Genomic DNA, 11,624 nt, shown 5'->3' with positions numbered 1-11,624 from the left:
GCCTTGACGTCGTTGAGCTGGCTGATCAGCGTCTCGTCCTGCGCCAGCTGACTGGCGAGGTGCTTGAGGGTGATGGCTTGACGGGCTTTGACCCAGATCTTCTCGGTGCTGGGCCTGGTCTCAGCGGCAGCAATCAGGTCTGCACTGATGGCGGGTGGAGCTGAGAGCTGAGGAAGCATCCCTGACTTGGAGTCAGCCAGGGAGGGGGCGACAACGGTGCCGGCAGCCCCAAGGGCTGCAGTGCTGGCTGCCGTCGTCAGTAGAAAGTGAACAGGCTTCATCCAGTTTGGCCAAAGGTCAAAGCCCGGTGGAGAAGCCAACATCCTCCGGACGGCGCGAGATTAACGACTGGCCGGTACCCGCGCAAGTCATAAGGGTCAACTTCTGGGTCGACCACAACCCAATCTCGATCTGAGACCCCTTGCCCTGCAAAGGGTTAGCCCACTTCGAGTTGCCTGAGTGCCTCGAAGAGAACAACACCCACGGATGTCGCGAGATTCAGACTTCGCACCCCGCCGCCCTGGTCCACCGAGCCCGGCATGGGGATCAACAGTCGCTGATCCACGTGCTCTAGGAGCTCCCCGGGCAGGCCGCTGCTCTCACGGCCAAACAGCAGCCAGTCATCCGCTCGGTACTGAATGCGGTGGTACGGCTCGCTGGCGTGGCGACTCAGGGCGAGCAGGCGGCCGCCGCGCTGACGCCGCTTCTCGAGGAACTGCTCCCAGTTGGCGTGGCGCTCCAGTTGAACCCAGGGCCAATAGTCGAGACCGGCCCGCTTCAGGGTTCGGTCATCGATCTGAAAGCCCAAGGGCTCGATCAGATGCAGTTCGGTGCAGGTCGCTGCGCAACTGCGGGCCACGTTCCCCGTATTCGGTGGAATCTCCGGTTGAAACAGGACCACCCTGGGCATGGCATCTAGCGCGGGACGGGGATACCGAGCTCGTGGAGGTTCAGGGCTCGGCCGCTGACCACGAGCCAAGCCTCATGGCTGATCGCGGTCAACCGTTGTTGCAGGTCCCCCATCCTGTCGCGGAAGAGCCCGCCGATGGCCGTGGCAGGAACCACGCCCCAACCGACTTCCTCCATCACCAAGATCACAGGCTCATGCTGCTGTTGCAATTGGTTTAACAGGGCCGTGCTGCAGTCCTGCCACTGCTCAGCAGAGGCCTCCAGGTGTTGGGCGAGCCAGGTTCCCAGGGCGTCGATCAACAGGAGCCTGGGCTCCTGGCCATCAGCGGATGGAGTGAGACCCGAAAGCGCAGCGGTCAGGTCGGCGCCGACTTCCAGGGTCTGCCAACCAGAGGGTCTGCGGTCTTGATGGTCTCGGATCCGTTGTGCCCAGCGTTCGTCTTCGCCAGGAGGCTGTCCGGTGGCGAGGTAGAGAACTGGGCCCGGGTGGAGCGCAGCGAGATGTTCGGCCCAACGGCTTTTGCCACTGCGGCTGGGTCCAGTGACAACAACCAGACCCGCAGGCTCGGCGGGACTAGCCACCACCGTTCATGTTTTTGAGGGTGGCCACGGCCGATGGAGAAACGCGGTTGAGGTAGCGGAAGATCCAGTACTTGAAAATCGTCGCCAGCACCACCGGGAAGGTGGCAATGAACAGAAGGATGAAGTTCTCTTCGGCGGGAAGCCCCAGGTGGTGGGCAATCCCATCGAGCAAGACGGTCCATCCTTCGGGGCTGTGGAAGCCAACAAAAATGTCCGTGAACAGGATGATGGCGAAGGCCTTGGCGCTGTCGCTCAAGCCGTAAACGGCCTCATCGAGAAAGCCCCGCAGCACCTGAAGGTCCCGGCGGCCAAACAGGCAGACCAAGACAAAGCCAACCAGCGCCGCCAGGTCGGCAAGGACATTCTTTGAAGCTTCGATGCTTTCTGCATCCGCTTCATCCTTGAGGGCATTGGCCCGGCGGGCCAGGGCGGATTGAATCTCCTCTGGGGAGGGAGGCTGTTTCCCTTCCAACAGAGCCTCAAACTCGAGCTCCTGTTGATACAGCCTCAACTTGGCGACAGCCTTCTCTTGAAGGTGGGGCTTGGTGTAATTGAGGAAGGGAATCTCCGGTGCATAGCGATTCATCAGCGGTGAGATCACCAGACTCCTACTGGCCTGTTGAATCACCAGCGGCACGAGAATCAACAGAAGCAGCACCCGCAGGGACACCAGAGTCGAGTCCCGGCGGCGGCGGAAACCAGCCACCAAGGAGGCTTCGGCCTCAGGGTCGAGCTGGCGGCGGACCCCATCAAACACACCCAGCAGGCTGCGGGGCAGCATCTCCGGGGACCGGGACATGGCTGGAGCGGTGCTGCGTCCTCGGCCGTAGCGGGAGACAACGCTCTCCACAAGCTGCAACTGTCTGAGCTCTTGGCTATCGAGCTCGGAACGCTTCGGGGCGACATCCGCCAGGTTGTCCTGGGCGACCTGCAGGGCTGCGCGAAAGCGGCGCAGCATCAGGGCCTTGGCGGATTGAGGGATGCTCAGTTCGATCTCAGGGCGAACTGGGCGGTCGTTGTAGTACTCAAGCTCGAGGCTCTGAATCAGGAGCGCGGCTTCGTAGGCCCTCTCGAGGTTGTTGCTCAGATCGTGGGTACTGGCCCGATCAAAGCTTCCAATCCAATCGGTCAACCCCATGGCGATCTCAGCGGGAGAAGACCCACCAGGTGATCATTGGCACCAGGGTGCCAACCACCAGCAAAACGACAACCCAAAGGAAGGCGTTGCTGGACTCGGTTTCTTCCTTGGTTGGAATATTGGTCTCAACTGGCATGCGCTCCACAAGCTGTGGCGGACCGGGATCTTCGCCCCCGTTGAGCACGACTTCGAGTCGGCTTAGGGCGTCGAGGCTGGCTTGCCTGTAGCGGGAGCCCTCCCTCAGGGGAAGTCCCATGGTGCTGATGGCCGTGCTGGAGAGCAAGGTGGAGGGAAGTTGCTCAAGCAGAGCTGGACTGGCAACGACGGCTGCACTGTTGTTCTGCGCCTCGATCAGGAGCAACAGCAAGCCATCGCGGCTGGCCTCGTCCTGCCACTGCTGCAGAAGTTCCTCGCCGAGGGTCTCCAGGCTGACGCCGTAATCCAGGCGCCTCAGGGTCACCAAGCGGGCATCCACCCCCAATTCCGAGAACTGCTCGAGTCGCTGGTTGACATCACCGCTGGCGGCGCGACTCAGCACATCGGCACTATCAATCACGTGGCTGCTGGGACGCTGCACAGGAAAGTCGGCCAATCCAGTGGCGAGTGCTGCCGATGGCGCGATCAGGCTGGTGAGCGCCAGGGCAGCGGCCATCACCAGAGACCAGAGCTTTCTGCGGAGGACGTGACGCACCAGCGAACGCTTAAACCTGGGCACAGTCTGCCCCTAGCTGGCCAAGCTGTCGCGATGCAGCAGGGAGATCACCTCAAGGATTGATGCACTTCGTGCTGGCTCAAGGCCAAAGGCGTCCCGCAATTGATCCAGGAAGGTCAGTTCGGCTTGGGTTTCGATGTGATCGGCGTGAATGAGGTGGGCCGCAACGGCCAGGGCCGTTTCCCGTTGTTCCATTGAAAGGAGGGGGGTTGCCTGCAGGATCAGCTCCGCACAACTGCTGGCCCTGAGTTGCAGCAACACCCGATCCAGCAGTGCACCCATGTCCTGATCGCTCAGCCTGCGGAAGGGTTGGCGATATTCCAGTTGTTGGCGCAGGGCCCTGGCCTCAACAGCACTCAGTTCCCCATCGGCTGCAATCGCAGCGAGGGCCACGGCAGCGAAGGCCTCTGGCGCTGACGTGAGCTCGGGCTGGCCCATGGTCCCTGCGGAAGATGCCCCATTTGAGCGTCTACCCGCGCCATTTGGAGGCGGATGTGAGCCTGTGACAACGTGAGGGGGCAAAGCGCCGACACCGTGCCTCTTCCAGCTCGCGTCTGCTTGCTCATTGGCATTCTCGGTCTGCTCTTGTGTGTCGGCAATCAGCTCAGCGCGTCTGAGTTGAGCCCTGCGTTGGAGAGGGCGGGGGTGTTGAGCAGCCTGCTCTCGGTTGGCTTGATGCTGGTCGCTGTCCTCTGGACTAGGGCCGCTCCGCTGGCCCCAGATCGGGTGGCGTTAGTCGGTGAGCAGGGCCTGGAGATCGCAGCCGAGCTGCCCGATTCCCTCCGTCAAGAGTTGGGCTGGGGCAGTCAAATGCTGTTGACCGCGACCCCGGCGGCCTCACTGTTACTGCTCTGGCGCGGGCAGGTGCTCCTGCGACGGGGGGTGCTCGACTCCAGCCCCTTTGAGCCAGGCCCGATTTGCGAGCGGGCTTGGGCAACGCAGAAGGCGATCAACCTGGTGAACCTGGCGCTCTACCCCGGTCGTGATGAGTTCAAGGGACTCCCCGAGAACACTCCAGCGCTCATCATTCAACCGATCGCTGAGGATGGACTGCTGCTGGTGGCGGGATGGTCGCCGCGTTGCTTCAGCCGCAGCGATGAGAGCTGGATTGAGGGTTGGAGCTTGAAGCTCAGAACGCAATTGGAGCAGGAGCTCGCTTCTTTCCCCCTCCCCCTTGGCCCTTCGGCGGAAGGGTGAAACGGGAATTCACCCGTTCTCCGGGGGAACTGAAGACAGCGGTTCCGTCGTCACCGATCTTTCCTTCCAAGCGCTTGGCCCGGGTGACCTGCTTGTACGTGTCGCGTTTGAGCACCACCTGATCGGTGGCTACAAACCGCCCACTCGGCCAGTTCCAGAGACACCGCATGGCCGTCAGCCGCTCACCAGGCTGTTCCAACTCGCAGCCACGGGAGACCTTCACATCACTCTTCTCCAGATCGACCGTGAAGCGATCTCCCTTGGCTTTCAGGGCATTGAACTGACCCGTGAAGGGTTGGTCGCTGCTGAGCAACTGATCATTGATGGCCCAGCGGGTTTGCTTGGCGTCGAGCCAACCCTTGCCATCGGCGCGTCGCACCTGCACCGGAGCGACCAGGTCCACATAGCCCTGGCGCAAATTGCCGCGCAGCCCCTGGGCGGTCAGGACAAGGCTGGGCGCTGGCTTTTCGTCCTTGGCTGGAGCCGGCTTGGATTGCTCGAACTGCTCGCCGCGCACCACCGCAGGTGCGGTGAGATCGCCCCGCTCCGGCTTCCAGTCGACCCACTGGGCTTTGACTTTCAGAGGGAGCGGAGCGGGTGTTTTGGCGTTGCCTGCTTTGCTGCGTCCGTCTTGCCAGTGCTCAAGCACGGGGGCACCGCGGAGCTCGACCAGGTCACGCTTGATGAAGTACTGAGCCGTTTCCGCACTGATGCGGGACCGGCGATCGAGGGCCACGGGCCTCTGGTCGATGACCATCAGCTCCTGGCGCGGTAACCAGCGGGCGGTGTCCCCGGTGATCTCAACCGGTTCCTCGCCCAGCAGGGTGATACGGACGGTTCCCTCCAGCTGGATGGCTTGGCCATCGCCGATCACGGTGCCCCGCTCGGCAGCAATCAAGATGCTTGGCTCACCGCGCCGAAAGACCGTGCCCCGGGGCCTCAGTGCCTGGGCCAATTTGCGCTGGATGTCGTAGCGAGCCTCTGGACTTTTGAGCTCCCACGCCGGGGCTCCCTTGGGGTCCTGCTGACGCAGGTCCAAGGCACGGAAGGAAAACGGTTGGCTGCCTTGCCGGGTCGCTGTTGAGCAGCCGACCAGCAGACAGACGGCACTGAGCTGCAGTGCTCGGTTGATCCGAACCATCAGAGCGGATCCTCCAGTTCCAGGCGTGCCATCACCGGGGAGGGCTCAGGCAGCGGTGCTCCGCTCTGGAGTCCACCCCAGCTGAGCTGCTCCAGCCAGGCCGAGCTCACCTGGGCCGTCGCATTGGAATCGGGAATCGGTTGCCCGAGTTGATGCAGCATTCGCCCGGAGAGATCGGGCAAGAGGGGTGCCATCAGCAGGGCCACGAGCCGAGCGGCTTCGAGCACGGCATAGAGGTCGTTGGCCACCTGCTCCCGTGTGCCCTCCTTCTTCATCAAGCTCCAGGGCGCCTGATCATTGAGATAGCCATTGGCGCTAATCGCCAGTTGCAGGGCTGCCTCGGCCGCCGAGCGGAACTCCAGGTTCTCTAGTGCTGCCAGGCTGGCGTCCTTGGCCTGTGCTGCCGCCTGGGCCAGGGGATGGGTGCTGGTCCTGGCCTGATCGGCTGGAGGTACGGCTTCATCGAACCAACGGCGAGCCATGGAGCTCGTGCGGTTCAGCAGGTTGCCGATGGTGTTGGCCAGGTCGTTATTGACCAGATCGGTGAAGCGCTGCTGCTGGAAATCCCCGTCCTCACCAAAGGGGATGTCGCGCAACAGGTACCAGCGCACGGCATCCCGGCCGCAGCGCTCGAGCAGGTCGGCCGGGTCGAGCACGTTGCCGAGGGATTTCCCCATCTTTTGACCCTCGCGGGTCAGAAAACCATGGCCAAAGACCTTGGCGGGCAGGGGGAGTCCAGCCGAGAGCAGCATGGCCGGCCAATAGACGGCATGGAAGCGAAGGATGTCCTTGCCAATCACGTGCACCGAAGCGGGCCAGCCCCTGGAGATCGCTGTGTCGAGATCAGCTGCATCGCCCTCTTCGAGCAGGGCAGTGATGTAGCCCAAGAGCGCATCGAACCAGACATAGAAGGTGTGACCCTCATGGCCTGGCACGGGGATTCCCCAGGGCAGGTTGATCCGTGAAATCGAGAAATCCCGCAGCCCTTGCTTGACGAAGTTTTCGACTTCGCGGCGGCGGCTCACCGGCTGAATAAAACCGGGTTGGCTGATCAGGGCCTCGATCTGCTCTTGATAACGGGAGAGGCGGAAAAACAGGTTCAGCTCATCACGCCATTCCAGCGGTTTGCGGTGGATCGGGCACTCCGGATCCTGGGCCTCATGGGGGTCGTCCTTGAATTCCTCGCAGGCCACGCAGTACCAACCCTGCTGCCGGCCTTCGACGATGTCTCCGCTCGCCTCGACCCGCGCAAAAAACTGCTGGACGACCTGGCGGTGCCGTGGATCCGTCGTGCGAATCAAGCGGTTGTTGCTGATCTGCCAGCGATCCCAGAGCTCTCGGTACTGGGCACTCACGCCGTCGCAATGGGCCTGCGGGGTCAGGCCTGCCGCCTCGGCCGTGCGCTGAATCTTCTGGCCGTGCTCATCACAGCCGGTGATGAACAGCACCTCCTCACCCTTCAGTCTCTGGAACCGGGCCAGGGCATCGCAGGCCAGGGTCGTGTACGCGCTCCCCAGGTGGGGCTTGTCGTTGACGTAGTAGAGGGGTGTGGTGAGGGTGTAAGTCATCGGCGGGATCCTACGCAGCCCTTCCCGATCGTGCCTTCAGCTGCGAGCCTGGGGCTGACTCCTCCATCCAGGCATGCCAGCCCGCATTGATTCCGCCCCGGTGGTGGTGTGGGGAGGTGGAACCGGTGGAGTGGCTGCGGCGATCCAAGCGGCCCGCGCCGGCGCTCCGACCGTTCTGCTCACGCCTGGTTCTTGGCTGGGGGGAATGGTCAGTGCTGCCGGGGTCTGTTGCCCCGATGGCAACGAGCTGAGTCCCTGGCAAACCGGCCTCTGGGGGGCCTTTCTGCGGGGTATGGCGGAACGGGAGCCAGAGGGTCTGGACCAGAACTGGGTCAGCTGCTTTGGCTTTCGCCCGATCCAGGCCGAGGCCCTGCTGCAGCAGTGGGTGCAGGAGCTCCCCAACCTCACCTGGCTGACGGGTTGCCGTTGTCTGGCGGTGAACCGTTCCGAGCGGCTGGTGCGCTCCATCGAGATTGAACGTGATGGCCAGCGGCAACAGCTGGCCTGCAGCGTCCTGATTGATGGCAGTGACCGGGGCGACCTCCTGCCCTTCTTGGATCTCCCCTATCGCTTGGGCTGGGAACCCCAGGAGCTCTGGGGTGAACCCAGCGCCCCCAGTGCAGAACGACTCGCCACGGAGTCGTTCTTTGAACGGCAGCCGGTGCAGTCCCCCACCTGGGTGGTGATGGGACAACTGCATGGGGAAAAGCCAGCCCAGGCCTTACCGGAGAAGCCGCTACTCCCCGCTCCGTTTGAGCAGGCCTGCCAAGCGTTTGGGCTGGAACGCACGCTCACCTATGGGCGGTTGCCTGGGGGCCTGGTGATGCTGAACTGGCCTTTGCAAGGCAATGACTGGCATCAGGGTTTGGACCGTGCCTTCAGCAACCAGGCGGACGCCGAAGCGGAGCTGGAGCGAGAGATGCAGGCCCATAGCCGCAGCTTTGCGGCGGAGTTGATGGAGCTCTGCTCCGGTTGGCTCAGCTTGGGCGATGCCTTTCCGCAGGATTCAGGCAGTCCTGACCCTGCCTTGGCGGCCATGCCGTACTGGCGAGAAGGGCGGCGAATGGTGGGCCGCAGCACCGTCATTGAGCAGGATCTCCTTCCCGAACGATCGGGACGCTCGATTTCAACTCTGCCCCGCAATCAAGAGGGACAGATCAGTTCCATTGCCGTTGGCAATTACGCCAATGACCACCACTACCCAGGGGATGACTGGCCCCTGGCTGCCAAGAGCTGCCGCTGGGGTGGGCGCTGGAGCGGCACGCCGTTTTGTGTGCCCTACGAGGCCCTCCTGAGTGCCGATCTCGACAATCTTCTGGCCGCCGACAAGGCCTTCAGCAGCTCCCATATGGCAAACGGTGCCACGCGCCTGCAGCCAGTGATTTTCAACATTGGTCAGGCCGCGGGTGCGGCTGCCGCCCTGGCATTTGAACGCGGTGGCGTTCCCTCTGACCTCCCGGTGATTGACATTCAGGAGCGCCTGATTGCCGACCCCGTTGCGCCAGCCGGGGTCATTCCCCTCTGGGACACCCCCTTCAACCATCCCGATTGGGCTGCGCGTCAGCGCGCCGTTCTTCAAGAACCAGGGCGGTTAAGTGGATCTGGCTCATGGCAGGGAGCCAGCTCTGGCGCCGCCCAACCGGCTCCATCGGCCATTGATCGAGCTCGTGTGCACGTCCAAGGAACGATTCGTCCCATGGGGGATGGTTCCTATGCCGTTGATTTGGCAGAAGCAACGTGGGGCCGCAGTCGCTGGTCTGTGATCACGCTTGAACCCTGCGTCGATCAGTGGCTTGAACAACTCGAAGGCCCCAGGCAGGTGGAACTGCTGGGCTGCTTCAACCCCTGGGGGCCTTGGCTCAGAGTCTCGGCTGTCTCGCCCTAGGTCTTAACTGGCCGACGCCACGAGTCTCAGCTGATCCTGAAGAGAGTCGACCGATTGGATGCGCAGCAGCAAGGCGTCCCCCGGGGTTGCGTGGCTTGGGCATTCCGCAGCCAGATCCATCGCCAGCTCATCGATGCGAACCAGGCCAAGATTGTCCTGTGGCCGTAGCCAGCGCAGAAACTGAGCTCGCCACTGCTGGCCCTTCTGTCCTTCAAACCAAACCTGCTGCCAATGCCGCTGGTCTTCTCGGGAAATAGCGATTCCCTCGCGGATGGCGGCATCGACCGCGTTCACCAGCTCCTGCAGGGCGTCTTCCGAGAGCGGCTCCTCCGCGGCCAACTGGCGCTGAACGAGCAGATCGCCATAGCGCCGGATCGGTGACGTGGCCTGCACATAGGCCGGAAGCCCGAGGCTGAAATGGGCCGCTGGCTTGGTGCCCATCAAGCCGCGACTCAAGCAGCGCTTGATCGCGGCGAATCGAACGGCTCCGTCTGGAAGGGCGTCCAATTCCGCTTGTCCTGGGAGTTCAGCGGGCAGCTGACTGCGATAAGGAAGGGCGATTCCCCTGTCCTGTCCGAGCTGAGCAGCGACGGCACCGGCAAGGATCATCGCTTCGGCCACCATCTGGCGCGAGTTGCTCGGTTCGGTGACCTCGAGCTGGGCCAGTCCCTCCCGGGCTCGAATCCGGCCTTCAGGCAGATCCATTTGCAGTGCCCCTTGTGAGAGTCGCCAGCGCCGCCTGGCATTCAGCAGGCCTTCCAGATCAGCAAGATCGCTGTCCTGCGGTGGGGCCAGTTCGATCAGCTCATCGGCATCGTCATAACTGAGTCGATAGATCGGCTTGACCCAGCTGCGCACCATGCCGTAGTCCGACAGGGATCCGTCCTCGTTCAGCTCGGCCCAGGTGCTCCAGGCCGCCGTGCGGCGTCCGGCCCGCAGGCTGAAGACCCCGGTGGAGAGCTTGTCCGGAAACATCGGCACATTGCCCTGGGCCAGGTACAGGCTGCTGGCCCGCTTGCGCGCCTCTAGGTCGAGGGGCGAGCCAGCTGGAATCAATCGCCCTGGATCGGCCACATGGATCCAGATCCTTGTCCGGCCAGCGGCAGTTTTCTCGATTGCCAGACCGTCATCGATGTCGCGGGTGTCGTCATCGTCGATCGTCACGCAGCGTTGCTGGCAGAGGTCGACCCGAGTCGGGTCGCTTGGCTGCGCCTGCTCAGCCTCTGCCTCTAGTCGTTGCGCTTCCAGGACAAGCGACTCTGAAAACCCTTCACTCCAGACCGTCCCGGCCAGGGAGAGGAGCTGGTGGGGGTCCCATTGACCCAAGTCCACCAATAGATGACGCAGTTGGGAGCGCTCTTGCGTCAGATGCAGCAGCGACAGGCTCTGACGCAACCCATCCGGGAGCTCAGACAACTCACGGCGTCCACTGGCCGTCTCCTTCAGCAGCTCGAGCCACTGCAGATGCAGGGCGCTGCACTGATCTGCTGTTGTTGGTTGGCGCCTCTTCAGCAGTTGAAGCCAGCGCCGTTCTTCCTCTTCTGCAATCGCCTTGAGACGTCGTTCGCGACGCAGTGGCTTCAGCTCCTCCAGGGTGCGGGCCTGAACATGGCCTTGTTTCCAACGGAACCACTGCTGACCACCCACTAGGGCCAGCCAACAGGCACTCAACTGGAGCGGTTCAGTGTTGCCATAGAGCAGATCGCAAAACTCCTGCAAGCTCACGGCTTCGCCGGAGTCCTTCAGCAGGAGCCATGCGGCCCCCCAAGCGGAGGGGCGTGGTTTGGCCGCTGCCACTCGGTCGTGGTTGAGGGCCCATGGAGAAGCCCCCAGCCGCTGCGGCGCTGACGCACCACTGGGCAGGGGGCAGATGAGCTCAAGGTGTCGTTGCGGGACAACCTGTTGCTTGGAGTCAAATCCAACCTTGAGCCGCGCTTTGCTGCCCTGGATGGATTCAACGATGGCAAGTTGAGGCGAGCGGGACTCCTGCAGACCGACGAGATCGCCGCTGTGGAAGACCGCAACGCTCAGGGATCAGCCCTCGGGATTCACGAAGGGCAGGAGAGCCACAATCCGAGCGCGCTTGACCGCGTTGGTCAGATCGCGCTGCTGCTTGGCGGTGAGGCCAGTCAGACGACGGGGCAGGATTTTGCCGCGCTCGGTGATGAACTTCTTGAGCAGATCGACATCCTTGTAGTCGATCGGTTCACCGGGCTTAATCGGTGAAAGGCGTTTCTTGAAGAAGGAACTAGGCATGACTGAACGGAGGAGAAATGCAGAACGCGGAGATCACGCCGCCGAGATCACTTGATCTCTTTGTGGACCGTCGACTTGTTGCAGTGCGGGCAGAACTTCTTGAGTTCAATCCGTTCAGTGGTGTTGCGGCGGTTCTTCTGGGTGGTGTAACGGGACACACCAGGAGACCGCTTGGCGGGGTTGGACCGGCATTCGGTGCACTCGAGAGTGATCACGATCCGGACGCCCTTGTTCTT

Annotated in this window: 12 protein-coding genes and 1 pseudogene; 2 read left to right on the top strand and 11 right to left on the bottom strand. The window is 62.7% G+C overall.

Annotation, left to right across the window (positions count from 1 at the left end):
- The 6 genes and pseudogenes from QZ184_RS07310 to QZ184_RS07285 all read right to left on the bottom strand — a co-directional run.
- Nucleotides 1-281: pseudogene (locus tag QZ184_RS07310) on the bottom strand (peptidoglycan-binding protein); the annotation flags it as partial.
- A 155-nt stretch (nt 282-436) separates the two neighbouring features.
- Nucleotides 437-910: a tRNA (cytidine(34)-2'-O)-methyltransferase gene (locus QZ184_RS07305; protein ID WP_296415028.1), complete on the bottom strand. Its 474-nt coding sequence runs from the start codon at nt 908-910 to the stop codon at nt 437-439.
- A 5-nt stretch (nt 911-915) separates the two neighbouring features.
- On the bottom strand, nt 916-1,494 hold the full coding sequence (gene cobU / locus QZ184_RS07300) for a bifunctional adenosylcobinamide kinase/adenosylcobinamide-phosphate guanylyltransferase (protein ID WP_296418796.1): 579 nt from the start codon (nt 1,492-1,494) through the stop codon (nt 916-918).
- The gene (gene pxcA / locus QZ184_RS07295; protein WP_296418792.1) at nt 1,484-2,629 is read right to left on the bottom strand and encodes a proton extrusion protein PcxA; all 1,146 of its coding nucleotides are present in this window, start codon (nt 2,627-2,629) and stop codon (nt 1,484-1,486) included. The genes cobU and pxcA overlap by 11 nt, the downstream gene beginning before the upstream one ends.
- Nucleotides 2,630-2,636: 7 nt before the next feature.
- The gene (locus QZ184_RS07290; RefSeq protein WP_296415033.1) at nt 2,637-3,320 is read right to left on the bottom strand and encodes a TPM domain-containing protein; all 684 of its coding nucleotides are present in this window, start codon (nt 3,318-3,320) and stop codon (nt 2,637-2,639) included.
- Between the two features lie 33 nt (nt 3,321-3,353).
- Entirely contained in the window at nt 3,354-3,779 is a 426-nt protein-coding gene (locus QZ184_RS07285; RefSeq protein ID WP_247478435.1) for a tellurite resistance TerB family protein, read from the bottom strand.
- Between the two features lie 72 nt (nt 3,780-3,851).
- Between QZ184_RS07285 and QZ184_RS07280 the strand changes: the two genes are divergently transcribed.
- The gene (locus tag QZ184_RS07280) at nt 3,852-4,538 is read left to right on the top strand and encodes a cofactor assembly of complex C subunit B (protein WP_363159646.1); all 687 of its coding nucleotides are present in this window, start codon (nt 3,852-3,854) and stop codon (nt 4,536-4,538) included.
- Here QZ184_RS07280 and lptC read toward each other — a convergent pair.
- Both lptC and metG read right to left on the bottom strand, forming a co-directional pair.
- Nucleotides 4,471-5,679 (bottom strand): LPS export ABC transporter periplasmic protein LptC, encoded by a 1,209-nt coding sequence (gene lptC / locus QZ184_RS07275; RefSeq protein ID WP_296415035.1) that lies wholly within the window; start codon nt 5,677-5,679, stop codon nt 4,471-4,473. The two genes, QZ184_RS07280 and lptC, sit on opposite strands and share 68 nt — an antisense overlap.
- The gene (gene metG, locus QZ184_RS07270) at nt 5,679-7,247 is read right to left on the bottom strand and encodes a methionine--tRNA ligase (RefSeq protein ID WP_247478444.1); all 1,569 of its coding nucleotides are present in this window, start codon (nt 7,245-7,247) and stop codon (nt 5,679-5,681) included. The genes lptC and metG overlap by 1 nt, the downstream gene beginning before the upstream one ends.
- Nucleotides 7,248-7,320: 73 nt before the next feature.
- Here metG and QZ184_RS07265 point away from each other — a divergent pair, with 73 nt between their 5' ends.
- Nucleotides 7,321-9,132 carry an FAD-dependent oxidoreductase gene (locus QZ184_RS07265; protein WP_296418790.1) on the top strand — a complete coding sequence of 604 codons (1,812 nt, stop codon included), beginning with the start codon at nt 7,321-7,323 and terminating at the stop codon, nt 9,130-9,132.
- 3 nt (nt 9,133-9,135) lie between these two features.
- Here QZ184_RS07265 and QZ184_RS07260 read toward each other — a convergent pair whose 3' ends face one another.
- The 3 genes from QZ184_RS07260 to rpmG all read right to left on the bottom strand — a co-directional run.
- Entirely contained in the window at nt 9,136-10,929 is a 1,794-nt protein-coding gene (locus tag QZ184_RS07260) for a ribonuclease catalytic domain-containing protein (protein WP_296418789.1), read from the bottom strand.
- 237 nt (nt 10,930-11,166) lie between these two features.
- On the bottom strand, nt 11,167-11,388 hold the full coding sequence (gene rpsR / locus QZ184_RS07255) for a 30S ribosomal protein S18 (RefSeq protein WP_010316983.1): 222 nt from the start codon (nt 11,386-11,388) through the stop codon (nt 11,167-11,169).
- Nucleotides 11,389-11,435: 47 nt separating this feature from the next.
- Nucleotides 11,436-11,624: 50S ribosomal protein L33 (rpmG, locus tag QZ184_RS07250; RefSeq protein ID WP_296418787.1), on the bottom strand; the 189-nt coding region annotated here is incomplete at its 5' end.

The organism is Vulcanococcus sp. DEBay_Sum22DG08_74 (assembly GCF_017852955.1).
In the GTDB taxonomy this organism is placed as follows: domain Bacteria; phylum Cyanobacteriota; class Cyanobacteriia; order PCC-6307; family Cyanobiaceae; genus Vulcanococcus.
Note: the sequence above shows the minus strand (reverse complement) of the source record. Positions and strands in the feature narration are given on the sequence as shown.

Excerpts from the sequence above, each read along its gene's own strand:
- QZ184_RS07305 (WP_296415028.1), bottom strand. The coding sequence starts at position 910 with ATGCCCAGGGTGGTCCTGTTTCAACCGGAGATTCCACCGAATACGGGG.
- pxcA (WP_296418792.1), bottom strand. The coding sequence starts at position 2,629 with ATGGGGTTGACCGATTGGATTGGAAGCTTTGATCGGGCCAGTACCCAC.
- QZ184_RS07285 (WP_247478435.1), bottom strand. The coding sequence starts at position 3,779 with ATGGGCCAGCCCGAGCTCACGTCAGCGCCAGAGGCCTTCGCTGCCGTG.
- lptC (WP_296415035.1), bottom strand. The coding sequence starts at position 5,679 with ATGGTTCGGATCAACCGAGCACTGCAGCTCAGTGCCGTCTGTCTGCTG.
- metG (WP_247478444.1), bottom strand. The coding sequence starts at position 7,247 with ATGACTTACACCCTCACCACACCCCTCTACTACGTCAACGACAAGCCC.
- QZ184_RS07265 (WP_296418790.1), top strand. The coding sequence starts at position 7,321 with ATGCCAGCCCGCATTGATTCCGCCCCGGTGGTGGTGTGGGGAGGTGGA.
- rpsR (WP_010316983.1), bottom strand. The coding sequence starts at position 11,388 with ATGCCTAGTTCCTTCTTCAAGAAACGCCTTTCACCGATTAAGCCCGGT.